The organism is Actinoallomurus purpureus, from assembly GCF_024055795.1.
GTDB lineage: Bacteria > Actinomycetota > Actinomycetes > Streptosporangiales > Streptosporangiaceae > Actinoallomurus > Actinoallomurus purpureus.
Genome location: NZ_JAMXMY010000001.1, coordinates 629418 through 652983 on the forward strand (window position 1 = coordinate 629418; position 23566 = coordinate 652983).

Annotated in this window: 22 protein-coding genes and 1 pseudogene; 12 read left to right on the forward strand and 11 right to left on the reverse strand. The window is 69.8% G+C overall.

The features are described 5' to 3' along the window. Positions 1–189 precede the first annotated feature (189 nt). Together NE236_RS02860 and NE236_RS02865 are read left to right on the forward strand one after the other, a co-directional pair. Positions 190–981 (forward strand): isocitrate lyase/PEP mutase family protein, encoded by a 792-nt coding sequence (locus NE236_RS02860; RefSeq protein ID WP_252840186.1) that lies wholly within the window; start codon positions 190–192, stop codon positions 979–981. A 238-nt stretch (positions 982–1219) separates the two neighbouring features. Then, complete coding sequence (locus NE236_RS02865) at positions 1220–1609, forward strand: hypothetical protein (protein ID WP_252840187.1); 390 nt, start codon at positions 1220–1222, stop codon at positions 1607–1609. A 207-nt stretch (positions 1610–1816) separates the two neighbouring features. On the opposite strand, the pseudogene NE236_RS43235 reads toward NE236_RS02865, so the two are convergent. From NE236_RS43235 to NE236_RS02875, 3 genes and pseudogenes are all read right to left on the reverse strand, one after another. Further along, positions 1817–1891: pseudogene (locus NE236_RS43235) on the reverse strand (hypothetical protein); the annotation flags it as partial. Positions 1892–2088: 197 nt separating this feature from the next. Beyond that, positions 2089–4494, reverse strand: coding sequence for an ABC transporter permease (locus tag NE236_RS02870; RefSeq protein ID WP_252840188.1), 2406 nt, complete (start codon positions 4492–4494; stop codon positions 2089–2091). 82 nt (positions 4495–4576) lie between these two features. Further along, positions 4577–5323, reverse strand: a complete 747-nt coding sequence (locus NE236_RS02875) for an ABC transporter ATP-binding protein (protein ID WP_252840189.1) — start codon at positions 5321–5323, stop codon at positions 4577–4579. 180 nt (positions 5324–5503) lie between these two features. Here NE236_RS02875 and NE236_RS02880 point away from each other — a divergent pair, with 180 nt between their 5' ends. Together NE236_RS02880 and NE236_RS02885 are read left to right on the forward strand one after the other, a co-directional pair. Then, positions 5504–6664, forward strand: coding sequence for a sensor histidine kinase (locus NE236_RS02880; protein ID WP_252840190.1), 1161 nt, complete (start codon positions 5504–5506; stop codon positions 6662–6664). After that, complete coding sequence (locus NE236_RS02885) at positions 6661–7347, forward strand: response regulator (RefSeq protein WP_252840191.1); 687 nt, start codon at positions 6661–6663, stop codon at positions 7345–7347. Before NE236_RS02880 ends, NE236_RS02885 begins: the two co-directional genes overlap by 4 nt. A 65-nt stretch (positions 7348–7412) precedes the next feature. Here NE236_RS02885 and NE236_RS02890 read toward each other — a convergent pair whose 3' ends face one another. After that, complete coding sequence (locus NE236_RS02890) at positions 7413–7742, reverse strand: hypothetical protein (protein WP_252840192.1); 330 nt, start codon at positions 7740–7742, stop codon at positions 7413–7415. Between the two features lie 96 nt (positions 7743–7838). Between NE236_RS02890 and NE236_RS02895 the strand changes: the two genes are divergently transcribed. Further along, positions 7839–8936: an IS630 family transposase gene (locus tag NE236_RS02895; RefSeq protein WP_252840193.1), complete on the forward strand. Its 1098-nt coding sequence runs from the start codon at positions 7839–7841 to the stop codon at positions 8934–8936. Here NE236_RS02895 and NE236_RS02900 read toward each other — a convergent pair. The 3 genes from NE236_RS02900 to NE236_RS02910 form a co-directional block, all read right to left on the reverse strand. Then, a complete protein-coding gene (locus tag NE236_RS02900; RefSeq protein WP_252840194.1) occupies positions 8933–10135 on the reverse strand; it encodes an alpha/beta hydrolase family protein in 1203 nt (400 codons plus the stop codon). The genes NE236_RS02895 and NE236_RS02900 overlap by 4 nt on opposite strands. 456 nt (positions 10136–10591) lie before the next feature. Next, positions 10592–11104: a S1 RNA-binding domain-containing protein gene (locus NE236_RS02905; protein WP_252840195.1), complete on the reverse strand. Its 513-nt coding sequence runs from the start codon at positions 11102–11104 to the stop codon at positions 10592–10594. Continuing rightward, the gene (locus NE236_RS02910; RefSeq protein WP_252840196.1) at positions 11104–11349 is read right to left on the reverse strand and encodes a hypothetical protein; all 246 of its coding nucleotides are present in this window, start codon (positions 11347–11349) and stop codon (positions 11104–11106) included. Before NE236_RS02910 ends, NE236_RS02905 begins: the two co-directional genes overlap by 1 nt. A 404-nt stretch (positions 11350–11753) precedes the next feature. Between NE236_RS02910 and NE236_RS02915 the strand changes: the two genes are divergently transcribed. The 4 genes from NE236_RS02915 (at position 11754) to NE236_RS02930 (ending at position 15941) form a co-directional block, all read left to right on the forward strand. After that, the gene (locus NE236_RS02915) at positions 11754–12167 is read left to right on the forward strand and encodes a DUF4158 domain-containing protein (RefSeq protein ID WP_252840197.1); all 414 of its coding nucleotides are present in this window, start codon (positions 11754–11756) and stop codon (positions 12165–12167) included. 352 nt (positions 12168–12519) lie between these two features. Continuing rightward, a complete protein-coding gene (locus tag NE236_RS02920; RefSeq protein WP_252840198.1) occupies positions 12520–13473 on the forward strand; it encodes a methyltransferase domain-containing protein in 954 nt (317 codons plus the stop codon). A 216-nt stretch (positions 13474–13689) separates the two neighbouring features. Continuing rightward, complete coding sequence (locus NE236_RS02925; RefSeq protein WP_252840199.1) at positions 13690–14379, forward strand: recombinase family protein; 690 nt, start codon at positions 13690–13692, stop codon at positions 14377–14379. Positions 14380–14489: 110 nt separating this feature from the next. Further along, positions 14490–15941 (forward strand): amidase, encoded by a 1452-nt coding sequence (locus NE236_RS02930; RefSeq protein WP_252840200.1) that lies wholly within the window; start codon positions 14490–14492, stop codon positions 15939–15941. 392 nt (positions 15942–16333) lie between these two features. On the opposite strand, the gene NE236_RS02935 is transcribed toward NE236_RS02930, so the two are convergent. Further along, positions 16334–16909 carry a cysteine hydrolase family protein gene (locus NE236_RS02935; RefSeq protein WP_252840201.1) on the reverse strand — a complete coding sequence of 192 codons (576 nt, stop codon included), beginning with the start codon at positions 16907–16909 and terminating at the stop codon, positions 16334–16336. Between the two features lie 163 nt (positions 16910–17072). On the opposite strand from NE236_RS02935, the gene NE236_RS02940 reads away from it, so the two are divergent. Then, entirely contained in the window at positions 17073–17726 is a 654-nt protein-coding gene (locus NE236_RS02940; protein ID WP_252840202.1) for a TetR/AcrR family transcriptional regulator, read from the forward strand. A 61-nt stretch (positions 17727–17787) separates the two neighbouring features. Beyond that, positions 17788–18924 (forward strand): FAD-dependent oxidoreductase, encoded by a 1137-nt coding sequence (locus tag NE236_RS02945; protein WP_252840203.1) that lies wholly within the window; start codon positions 17788–17790, stop codon positions 18922–18924. A gap of 68 nt (positions 18925–18992) precedes the next feature. On the opposite strand, the gene NE236_RS02950 is transcribed toward NE236_RS02945, so the two are convergent. Both NE236_RS02950 and NE236_RS02955 read right to left on the reverse strand, forming a co-directional pair. Then, positions 18993–20087: a M20 family metallopeptidase gene (locus NE236_RS02950; RefSeq protein ID WP_252840517.1), complete on the reverse strand. Its 1095-nt coding sequence runs from the start codon at positions 20085–20087 to the stop codon at positions 18993–18995. Between the two features lie 448 nt (positions 20088–20535). Then, a complete protein-coding gene (locus NE236_RS02955) occupies positions 20536–21012 on the reverse strand; it encodes a MarR family winged helix-turn-helix transcriptional regulator (protein WP_252840204.1) in 477 nt (158 codons plus the stop codon). 58 nt (positions 21013–21070) lie between these two features. Here NE236_RS02955 and NE236_RS02960 point away from each other — a divergent pair, with 58 nt between their 5' ends. Continuing rightward, on the forward strand, positions 21071–21625 hold the full coding sequence (locus NE236_RS02960) for a carboxymuconolactone decarboxylase family protein (protein ID WP_252840205.1): 555 nt from the start codon (positions 21071–21073) through the stop codon (positions 21623–21625). Between the two features lie 58 nt (positions 21626–21683). Here NE236_RS02960 and NE236_RS02965 read toward each other — a convergent pair whose 3' ends face one another. Further along, positions 21684–23561: a helix-turn-helix domain-containing protein gene (locus NE236_RS02965; RefSeq protein ID WP_252840206.1), complete on the reverse strand. Its 1878-nt coding sequence runs from the start codon at positions 23559–23561 to the stop codon at positions 21684–21686. Positions 23562–23566 lie beyond the last annotated feature (5 nt).

A 23566-nucleotide genomic window follows, 5' to 3' on the forward strand; every position in this document is an offset into this window, starting at 1 on the left:
GCCCGTCCGCCGGCACCACTTCGACTGGACTGTAAAACTTACTATGTAAAGGCTGCGGGTTTTGGATTTAAATCTGAAAAACAACACCCCAAAACCAACAGCGAATCGCACCCAGCCAGTAACACTTCGTCGTACGTCGAAACGTTCACGCTCTACCGTGGCAGCCGTGACGATGATGGCTGTGATCGCATGACCGTGGACCGCTGCGCCGAGTTCCGTGCCCTCCACCATGGCGCCGCTCCACTGCTGCTGCCGAACGCCTGGGATCATGCGTCGGCCGCCGCGCTCGGCGACGCCGGGTTCGCGGCGATCGGAACCACGAGCCTGGGCGTTGCGGCGGCCGCCGGTCGGCCCGACGCCGAGGGCGCCACCCTGCCCGAGACGCTCCGGCTGGCGCGTTCGGCGTCACGGTTGCCGTGCCCTCTCAGCGTCGACATCGAGGGAGGTTTCAGCGCCGACCCTGCCGGTATCGCCACCGTCGTCGAGGAACTGGCCGGTCTGGGAGTCGCCGGCATCAACGTGGAGGACGGCAGGCCGGACGGAACACTGGCGGATCTGTCGACGCAGACGGAGGTGATCAGGGCGATCAGAGCCCAGGTCCCCGAGATCTTCGTCAACGCGCGCACCGACGCGTTCTGGCTGCGCACCGAGGATCCTCTGCGGGAGGCGTTGCGCCGGTCGTCGGCCTTCACCGAGGCCGGCGCTGACGGGGTGTTCGTGCCGGGGATCGCCACCGACGAGGACATCTCTCCTCTGGTCGCCCACAGTACGGCTCCGGTGAACGTCCTCTTCCTGCCGGGACGTCACACTGTCGCCGGCCTGGCCGCCCTGGGCGTCCGCCGGATCAGCCTGGGATCGCTGTTGTTCCGGGCGGCCCTGCACGCGACGGTGGAGACGGCGAGGGCGATTCGGGCCGGTGAACCGGTCGGCGCGGGTCTGCCCGGTTACGCCGACGTCGTCGCCTTGATCAGCCGGTTCTGACGGGTTTCGCGCGCCGCGATCACGAGGAGCCGGGGGACGCCTCGCTCAGGACGGCCTTTGTCGGCGGTCTCCGCGGCGGCGCTCGGTTCAGGGGTTGGCGTACCTGGATTTTCCGCGATTGCTACCGGGACCCGTAACGGGGTGCCGGTAAGAAACGCGTCATGAGCCCCAAACGGGCGAATCCCGAACGCGGGTGGGCGCAGATAGGCCCGCGATGCTGGCAGGAGTCGTTGATCCAGTGATCTGTATTCGGTCGCGCTGGCGGTCCCGGTCCGCGGGCCAGATCACGGTGCTGGTGCTCGCGGTGCTGCGCCACGATCAGCGCGCCGCCGACCTGGACGGCGGCAACCAGGTCTCGGCCACGACCATCCGCCGCTGGACCGATGAGGTGATCGCCCTGCTGGCGGCGAAAGCTCCGTGCCTGGACCGCGCCCTGAAGAAGATCGCCCGCCGGGGTGCAGCGAGCGAGGTCAAGACCGCCCGCCATGACAAGCTCTGCGCACCGCCGGCCTGGGCGCCCTGGCGGACCTCGGCTTCGTTGGCCTGGACGACGACCCCGACGACCCCGGTGGTCATCACCGGGGTCAAGCGGACCCGGAAAGAGAAGCTCACCGCCGGGCAGAAGTAGGCCAAGCAGCTCATCGCCGCCACCCGCGCCCCCGTCGAGCACGGCTTCGCCGCCTTGAGAAACTGGCGCGTCCTTACCCGGCTGCGACTGAACCCGGCACGGGCCACGGCGCCGCTGCGCGCCCTGACCGCTCTCGAAGTCGCACGCTGAAGACAGACGATCAACCCCGCGGACCACCGCCCACCAACAGTTCTGCGCGGACCCTGGTCAGCCGGGGTAGCGGGCCTCGTTGTCCAGGCGCTTGACGAACATCCGGGCCGCACGCATCGGGCCGACTGTGTGTGAACTCTACGGGCCGATGCCGATCGAGAACAGGTCGAAAACGCTGACCGCCATGCTGGGTGCCTCTCACGCCTTTGTGTTGAGGGAGAAACGCCGGAATGCCGACCTCCCGAGGGGATCAACCGGGGGAGGTCGGCATTCTGTTCTTGCCGCCGTGCAGTGCCCAGCACCGCTGTTGCTGCGGCGACCGGCGGCTCCTACTCGGTCCGCAGCGCGGTGGCGGTCCGGGAGCGTGCCGCCCAGCTGGCCGGCAGCAGCGCCCCGAGCAGGGCGATCACGATCCCGCCGGCCAGCAGGGGGAGGAGCATCCCGGCTGTGTAGGTGTGGGTCACGCTCGGCGGCAGGTGGCGGCCGATCGCGTTCCCCATCGGGGTCAGTGTCGCCTTCTCCACCGCGACCCCGATCGGTACCCCGATCAGCCCGGCGATCAGGCCGGTGAATGTCACCGAGGTCAGAACCATCGCGATGGTCTGCTTGGGTGTCATCCCGAGGGCCTTGAAGATCCCCAGGTCATGGACCCGCTCCCGGGTGTCCTGCACCACGGTGTTCAGCACTCCGAGCGCGGCGACCGCGATCAGCATCAGCGTGAGCGTGGCCACCAGGGCGCCCATGGTGATCACCACGAGGTTGTTCCCGCCCGAGCTCGGCTGGACCGAGGCGTTCAGCGGGGTCAGCGCGGCGGCGGCCGAGGTGGACCAGTCCGATCCCTTGACGTTCGAGGCCAGCTCGACGTTGAACATGTCGATGCGCGGAGTCAGACCGGCGGCGCTGAAAGTATCCGCGTCCGTCATGACCGTGTAGTCGCCCAAATTGGTGTCGAACTCGATGCCGACGACCTTCAGTGACGTTCGCTTGTTCCGCTGCATCACGGTGACGTCGTCACCGACGTGGATCCCCGCCGCCGTGGCCAGCTTGTCGCCGACGACGGCCTCGCCGGGCGCCGAGTACCAGCGGCCCGACAGCAGCTCCAGGTTCGTCCAGGAGAAGTCGCCGCTGACCGTGAACACCTTCGGCGTTTCGCCGCCGGGCGGCGCGCCGACCATGGTCGCGCCGCTGTCGCCCCAGCCGAACGCGGCCTTCGTGCCCGGGGTCTTGGCGAGCGCGGCGGCCACCTTGGGGGCGTCCAGGTACTGGTGGCGCGGGTCGTTGGGGCCGTAGAGACCCCAGGGCTTGCCTACGTCGGCTGTGGGTATCACGTACGCCGACGCGTGGTTGAAGCCTGAGGTGGTGGCTTGCAGGTACTTGCTGAACCCGGCCTTCAGCCCCACCGCGAAGGTGAGGCTCACCGCGCCGAGCAGCACCGCCGCACCGACCAGTACGGCCCGGGCCGGCTTCGCGAAGGGCTGTGCCAGTCCCAGCGACATGGCCCGGGGCAGCGGCAGCCGCGAGGCCAGACGTTGCACCGTCCGACCGCGCCCGGCCTTGGGGGCGCGGCCGGCCAGCAGGGCCTGGACCGCCGGCATGCGGCCGGCCCGCAGTGCCGGGATCGAAGCCGTGACGCCGACGACCAGCAGGGTGCCCAGCGCCACCACGGCGCTGACCCACAACGGAATCGTGGCACTGGCCGCGCCGAACTGCTTGGTGGCCTCGTCCAGGATCGGCACGGCCAGGAGGTTGCCGAAAACCGTGCCGAGCACCACGCCGAGTGTCGCCGGGATCATGGCCTGCGCGGTGTAGGCGCGGGCCACCTGCGAAGGGGTGAAGCCCAACGACTTCAGAATCCCGATGCGCCGGATTCCCGAGGCCACAGCCCCGCTGACCACGATCGAGATGATCAGTACCGACAGGATCAGCCCGAAGATCCCGAAGGCGACCAGGAACGGCACGTAGGCCTTGGCGTTGCCGGTCACCTGCCATTCCGCGGTCAGGTACGACTGTCCGGCCTCGACCGTGCCGGGTGGCGCGGCGGCGGCCACCGCCCGCTTGTCGGTGGCGATGTCGGCGTCGGTCCCGGCCTTGGCGAACCGGTAAAGCATCTGCTCGTCGGCCTTGGCACCGGCGGCGGTGAGCCGCGCGAAACCGTCGGCGGTGGCGAAGGCGGTCGCGCTGCTGGTCACCGAGTCGGCGAAGCCGACGACCTTGAACGACGGCCTGCCCGGCAGAGAGGAGAACACCACCGAACCGCCGAAGCAGTCGATGGCATAGTGCTGCCACGGCAGGGCGATCTCGCCCGGGCCGGTCGGCCAGCGCCCCCGGGTCAGCGCCAACTGATCCATCCCGGAGGTGCTCCCCAGGTCGGGCCGGGTGGTGACGGTGATCGGACCGTTGTCGTGACCGGCCCAAGCCTTCTTGGGGCAGTCGGTTCCGATGGTCGTGTCCAGGGCGGCGGCGATCGGGTACGGGCCGGACGCCTCGGTGACGCCGGCGGCGTGCGCGGTGGCGGCGGCCTGCGCGGCCGTGACCTTCGAGCCGTCGAACTGGACCGCCAGGTGAGCCCCGTTCCGAGCACTGAAAGCGTGCTCGAACGGGGCCTGCACGACGGTCAGCAGGCCGAGGGAGAGTACTGAGGACGTCACCGCGGCGAACGTCGTCAGGGCCATGACGAGGGACTGGACCCGACGCCGGCCCACGCCGGAGCGTACGACCTTGCCAAGGGCACTCACCGGCTCACCGCCGGCAGCAGGCGGGCCATGGCCCGGAAACCGACCTCGAAGAGGCGCCGGGGCATCGGCGGCTTGCGCAGCGTCATTCGACCGCTCCCGCCGGACGGGTCAGCGACGAGTAGGCGGCCAGGCCGGCACCCCTGCCGCTGTTGACGACGTCCCGCTCGACCGCGCCGTCCACCAACTCGATCGTGCGACGCGCGGTGCTCGCGGCCAGCTGCACGTCGTGGGTCACCAGCAGGATGGTCTGACCCTCGCTGTTCAGGTCCAGTAGCAGTTGGCGCACGTCGGCGGCCGAGCTCGAGTCGAGCGCGCCGGTGGGCTCGTCGGCCAGCAGCAGCGCCGGCTTGTTCATCAGGGCCCTGGCCACCGCCACCCGCTGCCGTTGCCCGCCGGACAGCCGCTGCGGGTAGGCGTTGGCATGCCGGTCGATGCCCAGCGAGCCGAGCAGCTCGATGGCCCGGCGCTTCGCTTCGCCCTTGCCCATCCCGGCCAGCTGCGCCGGGACCATGACGTTGTCCAAGACGGTCAGGTCGTCGAGCAGGTTGAAGAACTGGAAGATCATGCCGATGGACGCCCGGCGGTACTTCGCCGAGCCGGCCTCACCGAGCTGGTCGACGCGCGTGCCGTTGACCGTCACGGTGCCGCTGGAGGGCTTGTCCAGACCGGCGATCAGGTTCAGCAGGGTGGACTTGCCGCTGCCGGAATGGCCGAGGATCGCCGCGCATTCACCGGACGCCACGGACAAGGTCACACCGGCTAGCGCGGGTGGGCCGTCGTCGTATTTCTTTGTCGTATCGACAAGATCGATCAAGGGTGCATTCGTCATGGCCCTGAACCTAGGAACGGAACGCTGTCCGTCGCGTCGGCCGGGGGATGTCACCGTTCCCCAGGCCATCGGCCCGGCGGTGTACCCGCGTACATCCCCGGGGCGACGCGCGGAGCCGACGCCGCTGAATACGATCTCCGTATGGAAGGGCTTCTCCAGCGTCTCTCAACATCGAGACCCGTGATCTGGCTGATGTCATCACAGGCCGTGGTGCTGGCCACCACCTGCCTCTACGCGCTGGCGCTCTACAAGTCGATGGTTGCGCACTACGACGACCAGTACCAGTTTTCCAGCCTCGGGGTCTTCCCGACGATGGGGCTGTGCGTCGTGCTCGCCCTGCCGGTTCTGCTGGTGCGCCGTCTGCCGACGGCGGTCTTCGCGACGATCCTGGGCGAATCGGTCCTCGGCGACATCCTCGGCGCACGGCCCTCGATCGTGTTCTTCCTGATCATCGCCTTGGGCGGGTACCTCGCCGTCCGGCGCCCGAAGGCCGCCGCCGTCGGCTCCGTCGCGGCCGTCGCGGCCGCGTTCGTCAACGACATGCACGTCCCCGGGCAGTCCGTCGGCGACGCGGCCCAGTGGGCCGGGCAGTACCCGTTGTGGGTCGCGGTCGCGTGGGTCTTCGGAAGGGTGAACCGCAAACGCCGTGAATACCTCGGAGCCCTGCGCGAGCAGAGGGCGGCCCGCGCCGTCGTGACCGAGCGGCTGCGGATCGCCCGCGAACTGCACGACAGCGTCGCCCACAGCATCGGGATCATCACGGTGCTGTCGGGAGCGGCGGCGCGGGTCGTGGACACCAAGCCCGAGCAGACGCGGCAGGCGTTGACCGGCATCGAGACCACCAGCCGCCAGACGCTGCTCGAGCTGCAGCGCATGCTCGGGGCGCTCCGCCGCGCCGAGCCGGACGACGCCATGCCGCAGGCCGCTCCGCTGGCGCCGGCCGGCAGCCTGGCCGACGTCCCGCAGCTCGCCGAACGCACGGCCGACGCCGGGGTGCGGGTCCACGTGACCTGGCGGGGCGAGCAGCGTCCGCTGCCGCCGGAGATCGAACTGTCGGCGTTCCGGATCATCCAGGAGTCGGTGACGAACGTGGTGCGGCATTCCGGGGCGCGGACGTGCCGGGTCGCGGTCGGTTACGAGCCGGAAGGAGTGACGATCGAGGTGGTGGACGACGGGGACGACGGTCTCGGCGGGCCAGGCCGTCCCAGGCACTCGACGGCCGGCGGGAGCGGCTTCGGCCTGCTCGGCATGCGCGAGCGAGTGACGTTGCTGTCCGGCCAGTTCAGCGCGGGCCGGCGTCCGGAGGGCGGATTCCGGGTGGCGGCGAGGCTCCCGGCATGAGCGTGCGGGTGCTGCTGGTCGATGACCAGCCGCTGATGCTGGTCGGGCTCGGGATCCTGATCGGCGACACCGACGACCTGGAGGTGGCCGGGGAGGCCGGCGACGGCCGCGAGGCGGTGCGCCTGGTGCGTGAGCTGCGGCCGGACGTCGTGGTGATGGACATCCGGATGCCGGGCGTGGACGGGATCGAGGCGACCCGGCAGGCGACCGCCGAACCGGACCCGCCCAAGGTGCTGGTGCTGACGACCTTCGACGACGACGAGTACGTCTACGGCGCACTGCGCGCCGGGGCCAGCGGATTCCTGCTCAAGAGCATGGCCCTGAACGCGATCCTGGACGCGATCCGCGTGGTGGCGGCCGGCGACGCGTTGATCGCGCCGAGCGTCACCCGACGGCTGATCGCCGACTTCGCCGGAACCTCCGCCACCCCCGCGGCCCCCGCACCGGACACCGAGCCCGCCCAGGGCTCACGTCTCATCGCAGAGATCACCGACCGGGAGCGCGAGGTGCTGGCACTGGTCGGACAGGGACTGTCGAACACTGAGATAGCCGAGCGGCTGGTGATCAGCGCGGCGACGGCGAAGACCCATGTCGCGCGTCTGTTCGCCAAGCTCGAGGCTCGGGACCGCGTCCACCTGGCGATCATCGCCTTCGAGACCGGACTCGTGCCCCGTAGACGGTAGGGCAGGATGAGGGGTGGCGTCCAGAAACTAGTGCAGCGCCGCGTTGATCCTTCGGGGGTTGCCGGTCAGCTGGCGGGGTCGCCGAGGTAGAGGCCGACGGCGCAGTCGAGGGCGTCTTCGGGGCTTCCGAAGGACAGGCCCGTGGGCAGGATGTTGTCCTCGTAGCGTTCGTTGCTGTAGGTGAACAGAGCGAAGCCCCACATCTCGGGGTGGCCGGTGTCCTTGAGCCTGCACAGTTGCAAGTCGTCTTCGTCGTCGCTGTTGATGAGGGCGTCGATGTAGGCGTATCCGGCCCGCCAACGGACCTTGATCTCGGTGATCTGTGGCCAGCGGGCGGCATGGGCGGTCAGACGCTGCTGCAAGGCTGCGGCCTTGACGGTGTTCGAGCTGGCCATGCCGCCCATCTTGCCTGATCCGCCTCCGGCGACGGCACGCACCACCCTGACCACGCAATGATCAGCGGATCAATAAGCTGATCTCGGGGTGGGGCGATGCGGCTGACCAGTCCGTTCACGATCGAACTGACCCGGGCCGAGCGTGAGGTGCTTGAACGCCTGGCAGACTCGCGCACCGCGCCGTTCGGGCAGGTGCAGCGGGCTTCGGTGATCCTGGCACTGGCCGAGGGAATGTCGAACGCCGCCACGGCCCGCGCGGCCGGGCGGCATGTGGACACCGTCCGCTCCTGGCGCAAGCGGTTCACCGCCGAGCGGCTGGCTGCGCTCGTCGACCGGCCCCGGCCGCTGGGGCGGCCCCGGTTGTCCGCCGAGGACAAGCTGCAGGTCATCGCCGCCGCGACCGCCCAACCGCCGACCGCCGACTCCGTGTGGACCCACCGACTGCTATCCGATCACCTGCGCCGTTCGGGCCTGGCGGTCTCCGCCTCCCAGGTCGGACGGATCCTGGCCTGCGTCGATCTCAAGCCGCACCTGGTGCGCGGCTGGCTGACCCGACCAGCCGACCCGGAGTTCTTCACCCGTGCCGCTGACGTGTGCGCGCTCTACGGCACCTGCCCTGCGAACGCGGTGGTGATCAGCGTGGATGAGAAGACCGGGATCACCGCACGCTCCCGCAAACACCCCGACCAGCCCGGCCGCCCCGGGCAGCGCACCCGCCGGGAGTTCGAGTACATCCGCCACGGCACCGTCTCAATCATCGCCGCCCTGAACGTCCACACCGGCCAAGTCCTCACCGAGCGCATCGACCGCAACAACGCCGACACCTTCATCGGCTTCCTACGCCAACTCAACGAGTCCATCACCGCCGGCACCAGCATCCACCTGGTCATAACAACGGCTCATCCCACATCGCGAAGAAGACGAAGGCCTGGCTGGCCACCCGTCCCCGCTTCAAATCCACCACACCCCCGAACACGCCAGCTGGCTCAACCAAGTCGAGCTGTTCTTCTCCACCCTGACCCGACGTCTACTACGCCGCGGCCAGTTCGCCTCCCGCGACGAACTGGCCGCGGCCATCGACACCTTCGTCTTGGCCTACGACGAACACGACGCCAAGCCCTACCGCTGGACCTACGACGGCAGCCCACTCAAAGCCGCATGAACCCCCGAAGGATCAACGCGGCGCTGCACTAGTACTGGAAGAGCACTTCCGGATTGTTCGGCGAGGGGCCGTCCAGCAGCGGACTGTGGATCCCCTTCAGCGTCTGGTCGAAGAACGCTGTCACGTACTCGCGGGTGATCACCACCCCGCGTTCCGGGGCCAGGGGCGGCGTCGGGAACCCGGCCTCCTCCAGAAGCAGGTCCAGGTCGGTGAAGCTGAAGTGGTCGGCGCCGGCGACCGTCAGCCACTTCTTGTAGCCGCCGAGGGCGGCCCAGGCCTGCCCCCACGTGGTGTCGTGGCCGCCGACCGGGTGGTTGGCGGCCGCACCCAGCATGAGGAACGGCCGGTTGATCTGGCCGGGCCTCGGGGCCGGGTGGAAGGCGCCGTCCATGTTCACTCCGGCCCGTACTCGCGGGTCGGCGATCATCGTGGCGGCGGCCGCCGCTCCGCCGAGGGAGTGTCCGGCCATGCCGATCTCGTGCTTGTCGATGAGGTGTGCCAGGCGCCACGCGGTATTGCCATGCGTCAACTGGTCGATCACGAAGGACACGTCCAGCGCGCGGCTGGCGGCGACGGAGTCGAAGTCGAGCCGCGCCGGGTCATCGCAGATCGCGCACGGCGGCGTCTGGCCGTTCGCCAGCGTCTCACCGCTGTCCTCGTAGGTGTGGCCGACGAGCGCGACGACGTAGCCGTGACTGGCCAGGTCGGTCGCGAGCGAGGTGAGCACCATGCGCGGGTCCTCGTACGCGGGTGAGAGGACCACCAGCGGATACTTGCCCCTCTGCGGCCGCGCGCCGTCGAAGGCGTGAGTGGTGACGCTGGAAAGGTTCTGCGGGGTGACGCCGGAGCTCGCCGGCAGGTGCTGGATGGATCCGGCTGCCTCGGCGAGGGTCATATAAGGGGCCGGAGTCCCGGTCCCGGAGACGGCCGGGTAGACCATCGTGACGGTCAGTTGGCGGGGGCCGGATGACGGCACCCACGGGTCGGGACGGCTCGCGTCGGTGAGGTGGATGACGTCCTCGCCGGCGGCGTAGGGGCCGGTCGGCGCGGGGAGCGTGCCTTGGAAGGACCGCGTGGGCGCGGTGGCCGTGGCCGGTGCGGTGTCGAACGCGTGCGTGGCCACCGGTGTGGCCGACGGTGTGGTCGTGGCGGCGAACCCGGCGCCGGTTCCGGTGACGAGGGCGGCGAGCGCCAGCACCGCGACAGCGCTGATACGGCGATTGCGTTTCATGGGGATCGACGCTAGGTTCCGCAGCTCCGTATCGAATCAGCCCATAGATGTAAACATTCTTGTGTCGTAGCTCGCGCGAGGTACCGGAGTCATCCGCCGGGACTATGTCGTGCGGCGCGGGGTTCCCTTCGCCGGCATCGTCGAGCGCCACCTTCGTCTTGGCCTACGACGAACACGACGCCAAGCCCTACCGCTGGACCTACGACGGCAGCCCACTCAAAGCCGCATGAACCCCCGAAGGATCAACGCGGCGCTGCACTAGCGGTAGCCCCTCGGACTCCCGGTCGCTCCTGAACGTGACCTGATCCCCCGAGTGGACCCGTCTTTCTGGACGGAGTTTTCTGGACGGCATCGTCCCTGGTTGTCGTTTTCCGGAGTCCTCTGCACTGATTCCCGAAGTCCTGTGCACTGACGGCGGGATCGCGCGTTCGCTGTGCTCGCGTCTGATCCTGGACGTTAGCGGGTGAGATTGAGTTCGATCCTGCGTCGCATCGTGTCGATCCGGGCGATCTTGACGGTGAGCGTGTAGCCGACCTGGAGCGGGATATCTGCGAGTTCAGCGCTGTGCACGAGTCCTTCGAAGCTGTCGGTTCGGTCTTCGACGCGGACGAAGGCGCCGAACGGGACGAGTTTGGTGACCGGTCCGGTGAAGGTCTTGCCGATGCGCTGTTGGAGCTGGACCAGCGGATCGTTCTGGAGCGCTTTGAGGGAGAGGGCGACGCGCCGGCGTTCAGGATCGACGTCCAGGATCTCAGCGGTGACTTCCTTGCCCACGGTGACGATGTCGGAGGGGTGGTTGATAGGTCGCCACGACAGTTCGGGAATGTTGATCACCGCGGTGAGGCCGCCGATGTCCACGAAGGTCACGCCGAAGCTGGCGATCTCGATGACGGTTCCGGTGACGATCTGGCCGCGGTGAAGGGTCCGCAGAACCGGATGCGCTGGATCTTCATGGGGTGGCTCGGTCATTACGGCCGGCCGGTCGTGTCGTTGGCTGCCGAACCGGGCGCGACCGTCGCGGGTTCGTCCAGCTCGGCGAGTGCTTCGGTGTAGTAGAAGCGGCGAGCGGCGATGAGGTGCTCGACGTGCTCGTCGGTAGCGTCGGCCAACTTGCGGAGATCTTCGGCGAGAAGGTCTCGTTGAGGGTGGTCACTATTGGCGACGTACTGCCTGGTGGCTTCGACGCCGGCGGCGAACAGGAACTGGTGGGGCATGACGCCCCAGGTGTCGAAGCTCCGTAGACCGCATCCCAAAGAAGCCAGACGTCCTGGACCTGGCGATGCTCGGCAACCAGGATCGCGGCGATTTCGATGCCGTGCCGAAAGCCCCAGGAGTGCCCGTGTGAGTGGGTCTCCTGAACGGTTGGAGAGTGATCACCTGGGTACTGACAGCTGCCGCGCTCGCTGTGACCCTGATAGCAGCGCTTTCAGGGTCGGCGCCCTACATGTTCGTTCTGCTGCTGTCGATTCCGCTGGCGTTCATCTAGGGGTGGGAACCGAATACACCAGAAAGGGGCCGCGGTGAGGTTCCGGTGCTGGTCAGGGCCGGTCTGTGGTGAGGGCGGCGGGGGTGGCTAAGGTTTTGCTGTCCGGGTTGTGATCTTGCTGGGGTGGCGGGTGTGGCGTCGATCGATCGGACTGCCTACCCGCGGTCCAAGCGGATGGTGTCCGGGCGGGAGCTGGTCGAGGCGTTCAGCCCGACGGCGGATGAGGTCGCGTGGGCACGCGGCAAGACCCAGAACGATCAGCACCTGCTGGCCCTGGTGGTGCGGCTGAAGTCGTATCAGCGGCTCGGCTACTTCCCGAAGCTGACGGACGTGCCCGCTGTGGTCGTCGACCAGGTCCGCAGCGTGTTGGGGCTGCCGGACGAGCTGGCGGCGGAGACCGACGCGGATCGGACCGCGAAGCGGCATCGGCAGTTCGTGCGTGAGCACCTGGGCGTGAAGGCTGGCGGGCCTTGGCCAGGCCAGCACGCGCGGGTCGTCGAGCGGGATCTGCGGCAGCATGGCGTGATCCTCAGGGGCCACCCGTAGCTTCCAGCGAAAAAACAACGCTAAGGCCCATCGACCGGTGTGCGCGTCGCGTAACAGCACCGCCACGTCGCCACCGGCGCCAAGCCCTGCGAGTGGCGCGCCCCGGATCCCGAACTGGAGAAGAGGTACCACCCGTCATGAACGGGGACGTGCATCTGCTGGATCCGCTGGCCCCGACTGTACGTCGTGATCGAAGGCGTCCGGTACGAGGTCGAACCGGCCGTAGCCGACAGTCCGGTCAGCGCGCTGTCCCGCGCCTGGTGCGCTGGCTGTGGGGGCCGAATACATGTACCCCTTCCGGCGCGTCACGGTGCAGAACCGTGCTGTAGGACGTGCGGGGTTCGCTGGCTGTGTGAGATATCCCTCTCCCGTCGTCGTGGCGCTGGTGGTCTGGGGAGGTGACCATGTCGTGATGACCTCCTCGCCCCGCCCGCCGCACGTCGGTGGCCGACCGGATCCGATAGGCGGGACTACCGCGCTCGGTGGAGAGTCCGCTCCCGCCAGCGGGTACCTGCTGGACAACGCGCGCGCCGAGGCGGGCGAGCGATTCGTTTGGCTGGCCGACCTGTTCGACGGTGTGACGCGGGGGCACTTCGATCGACTGGGGGTCAGGGTTGGCTCGCGCTGCTGGGAGGTGGGGGCCGGTGGCCGCAGTATCCCGGAGGCGCTCGCGGCGGCCGTCGGTCCGACCGGGCACGTGCTGGCCACGGACATCGACCCGTCGTGGCTGAAGGCAGGCGGCGGGTACGAGGTGCGCCGGCACGACGTCGCCGCTGATCCGCCCCCGGAGCCGGGGACGTTCGATCTGGTGCACGCCCGGCTCGTGCTGGTCCATGTACCCGACCGGGCTCGGGCGTTGGCCACGATGGCCGCGGCGCTGCGGCCCGGCGGCTGGCTGCTGGTCGAGGACGCCGATACCGCTCTGCAGCCACTGGCATGCCTGGACGACAGCGGCCCGGCGCAGCGGCGGGCCAACCGGCTGCGCGACGCGGTCCGGGAGCTGCTGACGCGCCGCGGCGCGGACCTGCGCTACGGCCGGACACTGCCGCGGGCATTGCGTGAGGCCGGCTTGGTAGATGTCGCCGCGGCGGGCTCTTTCCCGGTCGGCGGGCTGGCCTGCGACCGGCTGGAGGCGGCGACCATCCGGCACGTGCGCGGCGAGCTGCTCGCGGCCGGCCTGGCCGACGACGCCGAGATCGACGCGCACTTGGCCGCCATCCACGCGGGCAAACTCGACCTGACACTCGCGCCGCTGATCTCGGCCTGGGGACGCCGTCCAGCCGAGCACCCGCCGGCACTCGGTTAGGTGCGGATCCAGGCGTTGTCCGACCTGCCCACAGCGCTGTTCGTCGAGGAGATTTTCGGGCCGCAGGAGTAGCCCTTACTTCTTAATGGGGCCGCCCGTAGCTTCCAGCGAAACAACGCTAAGGAGTTGATCTAGGGCTGGTGTGGCTCGTGGGCGCGTCCCGGAACTAGGGCTCCATCATTGAGTTCCGGGACGGGTTGCGGGACGATCGTGGCCATGCGACCCGCCACCCCGGCCAACGGCGTCGGCTACACCAACACCGTCCGCATCGGCTACGCCCGCATCAGCACCCGAGCACAGGATCACCAGTCGCAGCTCGACGCCCTGGACGCAGCCGACTGCCGGGAGGTGGTCATCGAGACCGCCAGCACCCGCGGCGACCGCCCCAAGCTCCGCGCCGTCCTGAACACGCTCAGGCCCGGCGACACCTTGGTCGTCTACAAGCCGGACCGGATCGCCCGGTCGATGAAGGAACTCCTCATCCTCTTGGAGGACGAGTTGCACGCCCGCGAGATCAATCTGGAGATCCTCACCGGCATCTGCGCCGGCGTGCACCGGCCCAACGGGCAGACCATCGCGGACAAAATGCTGTTCATGGTCGCCGCCATGGCCGCCGAGATGGAACGCGAACTCATCAAGGAACGCACGCTCGACGGCCTGGCCGCCGCCGAGGCCCAAGGCCGCAAGGGCGGCCGACCGGCCGCCGGCGACTCCGACACCCTGGCCATCGCGCTCGCCCGCCGGGCCCGCGGCGAATCGGTCACCACCATCGCCAGGCACCTGGGCATCGGCCGGTCCACCCTCTACCGAGCCCTTGAGCCGGACTCCGCTGAAGTGCCCACCCCGACACACAGCCAGGTCAGCGACCCGCCGAAGGCTTCAAGATCATCCCAATGTGGGTTTTGAGCTTATGTGGGCTGGACCCCGGAGAGGGACATGACGAGTATTGAGACGTCCATCCCGTTGCGCGAAGCGGCATTTCATGGCCTGTTCCAGAGGTCGGTACGGTCGGATTCATGGAGTGGAATTTTCAGACGGCCGAAAATCTCGCGGCCGCGTTGCGTGCCGGTGAAGTTACCTCGGCGGAACTGACCGATGAGGCGATTGCCCGTATCGAGCGCGACGACAAGGTGATCAACGCGATCTGTGTGCCGGACTTCGACCGTGCACGGGCCGCCGCGCGCGGTGCCGACCAGGCGCTCGCCCGCGGCGAGGACCGGCCGCTGCTGGGTATTCCGGTGACGGTCAAGGAGTCCTACAACATGGCCGGGCTGCCCACGACCTGGGGCATGCCGCCGCAGGCGAACTTTATGCCGGCCGAGGACGCGGTCCAGGTGTCGCGACTCAAGGCCGCCGGGGCGGTGGTGCTCGGTAAGACCAATGTGCCGGTGGGGCTGCAAGATATCCAGAGCTTCAACGAGATCTACGGCACCACCAACAACCCGTGGGATCACGGTCGCACGTCGGGTGGGTCCTCGGGCGGATCAGCGGCGGCTCTGGCGTCCGGGTTCGGCGCCCTGTCCATCGGCTCCGACCTCGCCGGCTCGCTGCGCACCCCCGCGCATTTCTGCGGCGTCTACGCGCACAAGCCGACACTCGGACTGGCGGCAACCCGCGGCATGGTCGCGCCGCCGGCACCGCCGTTGCCGGTCGACCTCGACCTCGCCGTCGTCGGTCCGATGGCGCGCACCGCCCGCGACCTCACGCTCCTGCTCGACGTCATGGCCGGACCGGACCCGCTGACGCACGGTGTGGCGTACGACGTGACGCTGCCGCCCGCGCGCCACGAGCGGCTCTGCGACTTCCGGGTCTTGGTGCTCAAGGAGCATCCGCTCATTCCGACCGGGTCCGCTGTGCGGGCGGGCGTGAACCGGGTGGCCGACGCGCTTGTCGACGGCGGCGCCCGCGTCGAACGGCACAGTCCGCTGCTGCCCGATCTGACCGAAGCCGCGACGCTCTACACGCAGCTGCTGTTCTCGGGCTCCGTCGCCCGTTTTCCCGTCGAAGCGTACGAGCAGCTGCGGACCCGCGCCGCCGGACTGAGCGCGGACGACCAGAGCCTCGACGCGGCGCGGCTGCGCGCCATGGTGTTCAGCCACCGCGACTGGATCGAGGCGAACAACCGTCGCGAACTCCACCGCCGCAGCTGGCGGCAGCTGTTCGCCGAGTTCGACGCCGTGATCTGTCCGATCACGCCCACTCCCGCGTTCGGCCACGACCACAACCCCAATCCGCTGGAACGCCGACTCGACATCGACGGCGTCGGGTACCCGTACTTCGACCAGCTCGTCTGGGCCGGTCTGGCCACCATGCCCGGACTACCCGCCACCGCCATACCAGCGGGCCGGTCCCCCGAGGGCCTGCCGATCGGAGTGCAGCTCATCGGTCCGATGTTCGAAGACCGCACCCCGCTGCGACTGGCCGAACTGCTCGAGCAGAAGATCGGCGGCTTCCAGGTACCGAAGTAGGGCGTACTACCGGGTGTCCGTCGAGGACGAGGTGCGGATGACGAGCGAGGGCTGGGGCCTGGTCCTGACGCTCGCGGCCTGGCACGCGGGACCGGCCATGCCGGCTGTCCAGTCGCCTCGACAGCCGGATCGTGTTCGCATCAGACGCGAAGGCTTCGTGTCTGATGCGAACACCGAAGGTCCACCAAGGATGTTGTCTTTCCACTGACCAGCGGGAACACCGCCGCGGCCCCTTTCTGGTGTATTCGGTTCCCACCCCGACTGAAGCCGACGTCCAGGTGAGGGTCGTACGCATCGATCGAGGTCGCACCCCGCCCCAGACGAGATCCAACATCACCACCAACGACGCTGGGCCGAACGGGTGATGGGGCGAGGCGCTCAACGGCCCGAGATCATCGCGTGGCGGGTTTCTGGCGTATCCGGGTCGCGGCCCAGTCGGCCACGGTCGTGACGTCCGCCTGGCGGGGGAACACCTTGTCGACCAGTACCCGATGCACCTCGGGGTCGGCGTCGAGGCATCCGTCGGCCAGGACGGTGAGGCCGAAGTCGAGGTCGGCCGCTTGGCGCACGGTGGACAGCACGACGCCGCTCGTGGCGATGCCGGTGAGAACGAGGTGATCGATGTCGCCGGCCCGCAGGACCATGTCGAGGTCGCTGCCGGCGAAGGCGCTGACGCGCCGCTTGGTGATGACGATGTCGCCGGGTTCTGGGGCCACGTCCGGATGGATCTGGGTGGCGTGGTCGCTGCCGGCCGCTGCCGCGGTGCCCGCGAGCGCACCGAACATCTTGTTCCGAGTGCTGATCTCCGGATAGCCGGGCCGGAACCCGACGACCACGTAGATGACGGGAAGGCCGCCCGTCCGGGCGGCGCCGACCGCCTCGCGCAGGCGTGGCAGGTAGGTGGGATCGGGGTAACGGTCGACGACGACGCGTTGGACATCCATGACGAGGAGAGCGTGCTTGGCCACCGTCACCCTTCCGTACCGTGAAGGTAAGTCATCAGTTGATTACTTGGTAACGTAACCATGCCTCAGGGCTATGTCAACGGATGATTACCTGATGGCGTCGCAGAGCCGTGCCGCGGCGGCAGGTCGGAGTTCCGTACGGGACGACTCGCAGGGGAGGGCGCCGGTGGCGACGAGAAAGACCGGCGGGTCCGCGGACGACGCCGATCCGCGTACCGCCGGACAGCCCGCTGGGGGCCGCCGGCGGCGCGACGCGGCGGCGACCCGTCAAGCGCTCCTCGAGGCCGCGCGCAGCCGGTTCATCCGCCTTGGGTACGACCGTACGACACTCCGGGACGTCGCCGCGGACGTCGGGGTCAACCTCGCACTCATCAAGCGGTACTTCGACTCGAAGGAAGGCCTGTTCAAGGCGGCGCTGGCGGCCACGCCCCGATTCCTGGGCGGTGAAGGCGCGTTCCCCCCGGACCGTGCCGCCCTCGCCGAGGCCCTCAGCCGCCAACTGTCGGCCGGGGCGTGGCCGGAATTCGGCGAGCACCCGGTCCTGATGTTGTTGCGCGTCTCCGGCGACGAGCGGGTGGACGCCCTGCGCAGGCAGGCGCTGCAGGACTTCAGCCGGCAGGTGCTCGAGGCCTCGGGCACGGGGCCGGCGCGGGATGAGGGCGAACGGTTGCTGAGGGCGGAACTCCTGGTCGCGCTGGGCGTCGGCGTCGCCGTCGTACGATCGGCCGTTGGCCTGCAGCCCCTGCGCGACGCGACATCAGACGATCTGATCGGCCCGCTTCGCGATGTCGTCGACGTCCTGCTCGCGCCCCCGCGCTGATCGATCCCCGAACTCGTATAAACAGTAGTACTACCGCTTGTAGTTGATAGGGGGGTCGCCGGTGCGGGTGCTTGTCGTGGGGGCGGGGACCAGCGGGCTCGCGGCGGCGCGGGGACTGATCGCCGCAGGGCACGACGTGGTGGTGCTCGAGCAGGCGGCGGGGCTGCGTCTCGGCGGCGGGGCCATCACCCTGTGGTGCAACGGCACGGCGATCCTCGGCGATCTGGGCGTTGACCTGGAAGGGACGGGGCAGCGGCTGACGACGTTGTCCGCCCGGACCGCGCGTGGCCACCAGGTGCTGGAGGTCGACCTGGAGGCGCTGGCGGCACGGCTCGGTTCGGCCGCGCGGGTGATCCCGCGCCGGTCGCTCATCACCTGCCTGGCGAGCGGGCTGCCGGAGGGCACCGTACGCTTCGACTCGCGGGTCGACGAGCTGCGGGTCGACGACGACGGCGTACGGGTGCGGACGCCGTCGGGCCAGGAGTACGGCGGCGACTTCCTGGTCGGAGCCGACGGTGTGCACTCGCGGGTGCGTGCCGCGGTCCTGGGCGGTGGCCGGGCGGTCCCGACCGGGCTGGCGACCTGGCAGGGCCTGACGCCGGCTCCGTTCGATCCGGGGACGACCACGACGATGCTGGTCGGCCGGAGAGGCGACGTCGGGTTCATGGGCGCGGGCGACGGGCTCTTGCAGTGGTTCTTCGACGTGCCGTGGTCGCCGGGCGCGCCACCGGAGGCCAAGCCACTGGAGATGCTGCGCCGGCGCTTCGCGGGATGGGCCTCGCCGGTCCCGCGGATTCTGGCGTCGCTGCGGGATGAGGACCTCGAGGTGTTCCCGCACACCCGGCACAAGGTGCCGCGCCGCTGGGGTGACGGGCGGTGCGTACTGCTCGGGGACGCGGCGCACGGGATGCCACCCGTCCTGGCGCAGGGAACGAACCAGGCGCTCGAGGACGTGGCGGCGTTGGTGGACTGCCTGGGCGGCGCATCCGATCCGAGCGCGGTCGTGCGCGCGTACTCGTCCAGGCGAAGGCGGCGCGCGGCCCTGGCCTCCACGGTCGCCTCGCGCAGTCTCGCGGTGTCCGGTCCGATGACGTTGATGCAGGGCGAGCACCTCATGCGCCTGACCGGTGCCGTGCCACCGCGTCTGGCCACGTGGATGTTCGGACGTCTGCTGCGAACCCTCAGCGACCGGATCTGAAGCCGATTCTCGACACCGTCGTTCACTCGCGAGGGAGGAGCGTACGGCCGCGCGCCTTTGAAACAGACTCAGGTGTTCTGAATGGTGTTCACCAGTTCGGCGACGAGGTTCGCCCGCTCGGCCATGGCTTCGATCAGCAGGTACTCGTGGTCGGCGTGGGCGCCGCCCCCGACCGCTCCAAGGCCATCGAGTGTCGGCACCCCCAGTGCGGCCGTGAAGTTGCCGTCGCTTCCGCCGCCGACCGCCCTGCCCTCGAGGCCGGGAAGCAGCCGCTTCGCCACCGCGAAGAGCTCGGCCGACGCCGACTCGGGCATCGGGGGTCGGCCGATCGCTCCCCGAACCGTGATCTCCGCCTCTTCGAGATGGGGAGCCAGAGCCGCGAACGCGGATTCGATTCGTTCCTTCTCGCCGGCCGACTCGACCCGGACGTCGACGATGACGGTGGCCTCTGCGGGAACGACGTTGTCCAGGGTTCCTGCGGAGGCGACGGTCGGGGTGACGGTCGTGCCGATGTCGGGTCGGCCGAGCGCTGCGATGTCCAGTACTTGGTGTGACGCCTCGATCAGTGCGTTGACCCCGGCCGCGGGCTCGAGGCCCGCGTGCGACGCCCGGCCCGCGATGGAGACGCGGAACGTGCCGCAGCCTTTACGGCCGGTCTTCAGGGCTCCGCCGTCAGCGGCGCCCTCGAGCACGAGTACGGCGCCGCAGGCAAGGGCTCGTTCTTCGATGAGAGCTCGAGAGGATCGGGAGCCGACCTCTTCGTCGGCGGTCACCAGGATCTCGACGCCTGAGCGGTCATCGAGCGTCGCCAGGCCATGAACGGCCTGTACGAGACCGCCGAGCATGTCAAAGACCCCGGGACCGGTCGCACGCCCGTCGTCGACCATGAACGGGCGGCGTTCAAGGGTGCCGAGCGGAAACACCGTGTCATGGTGACCGAGGATCAGGACTTTGGGATCGCCGCCGGCCGACCAGTGGACGTGCGGCCCGGCTTCGCTCTCAACGAGGACGGCCTGCCCGCCAAGGCGGCTCTCGACGACAGCGGCGACGGCTCTGGCCGATGCCGTCAAGGCGTCGAGATCGCGCGATGGAGACTCGACTTCGACGAGTGTCCTGAGGTCCTCGATCATCGCGTCGACACGCACATCGACGGTCCTGCGCATCGTCACGTCGCAAGGGTAGTGGGTACGCCGTGACGGACCGGTTCGCAGCACGTGGTGGCGACGTGACGCGTCCGAGGGCGGCGTACATCGCCTGATCGTCCAGAGTCTTCGTCGTCACAGGTACGAATCGTCTGGATGATAACGAGGCGTCGGGCCCAACATCGCTTCGAGATTCGCCTGGTCTCTTCCCCAAGCCGGGGGCACGACGATCGTCACCGACGTCGTCGTACGGGTGGAGTGGGAGCGCCAAGAGGGGCTCCTGGACAGCGACGGGCGGCCGCCGGGCGCAGAGAGGCGTCGACGGCGCGGCCCCTGACCGGCGCGACGGCGGTCAGGGGCCGAAGGCGCTCAGTGTCACCAGCCACGTTCGGGCGGTCTCAGCCATGTGTCGGGCGGGCCCACCATCGCGCACGGGTGGTTTCGCCATCGCTTCGGGGGTGCCGGGTGGTCAGGTGGCGAGCCAGCTGACGGTGTCGACGGCGAGCCCGGTCGGGCCTGTCATCGCGCGCAGGGCGTCCTCCAGGTCGGCGAGGCGATCGGCGCCGAGGGCGGCCGCCCAATGTGAGCGCAGCCGGTCGAAGATCGCCGCGGATCGGGTGAGCGCGTCGACGCCGCGTGGGGTGAGGCGTACGAGTTTGCGCCGCCCATCCGCCGGGTCGTCCACGCGCTCGGCGTAGCCGATCTCCTCGAGCCGGTCGATGGTCTTGCCCGCGGCCTGTTTGGAGACCCCGAGTCGGCGGCCGACCTCGCTGGCCGAGGCGCCGCCGGGGCCGATGGCCTGCATCGCGAACCCGTGCACCGGCCGTGCGTGCGGATGGCCCTGGCGGGCGAGCTCGGCGTGGAGCTCGTCGATGAGGGCGCGGAAGCCCGCGAGCAGCAGCAGGGGCAGCTCGAAGCCCGGACGGTCGTCAGCCGTTGCGGACATCGTCAACCCGGTTTACTATTTCGACAACCACATTGCCGAGTTTAGGGGATGCTCCCTCATGACGTTCGTCGACCACACGATCGAGTCCGCCCCGCCCGCCGCCCGCCGCTCCATGGAGGCGGTCGTCAAGAACCTGGGATACCTGCCCACGGCCGTCGCCCGCCTCGCCGCCTCACCGCAACTGCTCGACGGCTTCCTGCGGATGAGCGGCCTTTTCGAGACGACCACGCTCAGCGAAGTCGCCCGGGAGGTGCTCATCATGACCATGGCCACCCGCAACGGCTGCCACGTCTGCGTCGCCATGCACTCGGCCAAGCTCGCCTCGCTCGACGCGGACCCCCGGCTGATCGCCGCCCTGCGCGAGGGCCGCCCCCTGGACGACGCGCCGCTGGAGGCGATGCGGCGGTTCGTCCTGGAGGTCCTCGCCACCTCCGGCGCGGTCTCCGCCGAGGCGATGGAGGAGTTCCTCGACCAGGGCTACACCAGGCAGAACGCCCTCGAGGTCGTTCTCGGCATCGGCGCCTACACCATGTCCACCCTGGCCAACCGGATGACCGCAGCGCCCCTGGACGAGGCGCTGCGCCCCTTCGCCTGGACCGAACACGCCGCCTGAATCGCGCGCACCCGGTCCTAGGGTCGCCCGGCGTCGGCCACGCGGACGGGCCGCGTCCCTACGGTGACAGAGTGAGGCGGTGCAGCCGGAGCGCGAGCTGGATCTCCAGCGCGCGCTCCGGGGACTGCCAGCCTTCGCCGAGCAGCTTGCCGACCCGGTCCAGGCGCTGGGTGACCGTGTTGACGTGGACGTGCAGGCGTTCGGCCGCCCGCGACAGGCTCCCGCCGGCCTCGAAGTAGGCCTCCAGCGTCGTCACCAGCTTGGTCCCGCGGCGTTCGTCGTAGTCCAGCACCGGGCCCAGCGCCGAGGTCAGGAAACCCCTCACGTCCCTGCCGTCGCCGACGAGCAGGCCGACAAAGCCCAGCTCGGCGGCGCCCGCGCCCTGCCCGGCGCGGCCGAGGGCGAGCAGCGCGTCCGCGCAGCGCCCCGCCTCCCGGTGGGCCACCGTGACCTCCGCCGCCTCATCGACCGGGCCCGCGGCCCCGGCGGTGGCCGGCGTGCCGAGCGACGCGCCGCACTCGCGGGCCACGCGGCGGGCGACCGCGCCCGGATTCAGGCCGGGCAGCAGCAGCACGATCTCCTCGCCGCGCGCGGCGGCCAGGCCTCCGGCGGACGAGGCGTAGGAGGCGGCCCAGAACGTGGCACGCGGCCGGTCGCCGCCGTGCCGGACGACCACGAGGACGTGGGGGGCTCCGAGATCGAACCCGACCAGGCGGGCCCGGGCGCGGAGCGCGTCGACGTCGGTGACGCGGCCGCTGAGCAGGTCGTCCAGCAGTTCACCGCGCACCCGGCCCTCGGCCTCGGCGACGCTGCGCCGGAACAACAGCAGCAGCGCGGTGACCAGTGCCCCGCGCTCGAGGATCCGCTGGTCGCTGCCGGACAGCTCCCCGGCTCCGGGCGCACCCAGGATCACGGTGCCGAGCACTTCGGCGCCGGCGGCGATCGAGGCGATCCACAGCCGCCCGCGCTGCACCGCGCGGCCCAGGGAACGCGACGCGCCCACCGCCTCGGCGACGGTGGCATCGTCGGATTCGCCGATCATGCCGACGGCGGCCAGCCGGCGGCCCTCGGCGTCCAGGACGAGCAGCGCGCCGCCGAGCACGTCGATGATGACCTCCGCGACGTCCTGCACCCCGCCGCCGCGTACGAGCAGCGTCGTCATCCGGTCGTGGGCCTGGGCCGCGCGTTCGACCGCCGCGCTGCGCGCCTTGATGAGCTCGTTGGCGGCGCTGAGCTCCTCCAGGGCCGCGCGGGTGTCGTCGAGCAGGCGGGCGTTGTCGATCGCGATGGCCGCGTGCGCGGCGAGGGAGCCGAGCAGGGCGACCTCTTCGGGGACGAACGGACGGGCGCTGCGGTTGGCGGCGAACAGGACGCCGATGACGCGTGAGCCCAGGCGCATCGGGACGCCCAGGATCGCCACCAGGTCCTCCTCCTGGACCGCGGCGTCGATGTAGGTGCGGTGGTGGAAGCGCTCGTCGGCGAAGTAGTCGGCGCTGCTGTAGGGCGTGCCGGTCTGGGCGACCAGGCCCGCCAGGCCCGAGCCGAACGGTATGCGCAGGGCACGGAAGGCGGCCGACACCGATCCGTCGGTCACCCGCATAGACGTGTCGCCGCGTTCGTCGTCGGTGAGGGTCATGTACGACACGTCGGCGCCCAGGAGCCGGCGGGCGCGGCGCACGATCGCCTCCAGGACCGCGTCGAGCCCGCGCAGCCCGGCCAGGTCGCTGGCCGTGTCGAACAGCGCGGCCAGCTCGGCCTCACGGCGGGCGCGGCGCGCCAGCAGCGAGCGCACCCGCAGGGCGGCGACCTTCGTCGTCTCCAGTTCCGCCAGCACGCGCGGGTCCGCACCGGCCACGCGCGCCTCCACCAGGGGCGCCTCGAACTCCGCTGCCGAGGCCTCTCGCGCCAGCAGGTCCAGGAAGACATCGCAGCTCATGAAGG

What these genes read in the sequence shown, in the direction of transcription:
- NE236_RS02860 (WP_252840186.1), top strand. Translation starts at nt 190, where the DNA reads ATGACCGTGGACCGCTGCGCCGAGTTCCGTGCCCTCCACCATGGCGCC.
- NE236_RS02875 (WP_252840189.1), bottom strand. Translation starts at nt 5,323, where the DNA reads ATGACGAATGCACCCTTGATCGATCTTGTCGATACGACAAAGAAATAC.
- NE236_RS02885 (WP_252840191.1), top strand. Translation starts at nt 6,661, where the DNA reads ATGAGCGTGCGGGTGCTGCTGGTCGATGACCAGCCGCTGATGCTGGTC.
- NE236_RS02890 (WP_252840192.1), bottom strand. Translation starts at nt 7,742, where the DNA reads ATGGCCAGCTCGAACACCGTCAAGGCCGCAGCCTTGCAGCAGCGTCTG.
- NE236_RS02895 (WP_252840193.1), top strand. Translation starts at nt 7,839, where the DNA reads ATGCGGCTGACCAGTCCGTTCACGATCGAACTGACCCGGGCCGAGCGT.
- NE236_RS02900 (WP_252840194.1), bottom strand. Translation starts at nt 10,135, where the DNA reads ATGAAACGCAATCGCCGTATCAGCGCTGTCGCGGTGCTGGCGCTCGCC.
- NE236_RS02905 (WP_252840195.1), bottom strand. Translation starts at nt 11,104, where the DNA reads ATGACCGAGCCACCCCATGAAGATCCAGCGCATCCGGTTCTGCGGACC.
- NE236_RS02910 (WP_252840196.1), bottom strand. Translation starts at nt 11,349, where the DNA reads ATGCCCCACCAGTTCCTGTTCGCCGCCGGCGTCGAAGCCACCAGGCAG.
- NE236_RS02925 (WP_252840199.1), top strand. Translation starts at nt 13,690, where the DNA reads ATGCGACCCGCCACCCCGGCCAACGGCGTCGGCTACACCAACACCGTC.
- NE236_RS02930 (WP_252840200.1), top strand. Translation starts at nt 14,490, where the DNA reads ATGGAGTGGAATTTTCAGACGGCCGAAAATCTCGCGGCCGCGTTGCGT.
- NE236_RS02950 (WP_252840517.1), bottom strand. Translation starts at nt 20,087, where the DNA reads ATGCGCAGGACCGTCGATGTGCGTGTCGACGCGATGATCGAGGACCTC.
- NE236_RS02955 (WP_252840204.1), bottom strand. Translation starts at nt 21,012, where the DNA reads ATGTCCGCAACGGCTGACGACCGTCCGGGCTTCGAGCTGCCCCTGCTG.
- NE236_RS02960 (WP_252840205.1), top strand. Translation starts at nt 21,071, where the DNA reads ATGACGTTCGTCGACCACACGATCGAGTCCGCCCCGCCCGCCGCCCGC.
- NE236_RS02965 (WP_252840206.1), bottom strand. Translation starts at nt 23,561, where the DNA reads ATGAGCTGCGATGTCTTCCTGGACCTGCTGGCGCGAGAGGCCTCGGCA.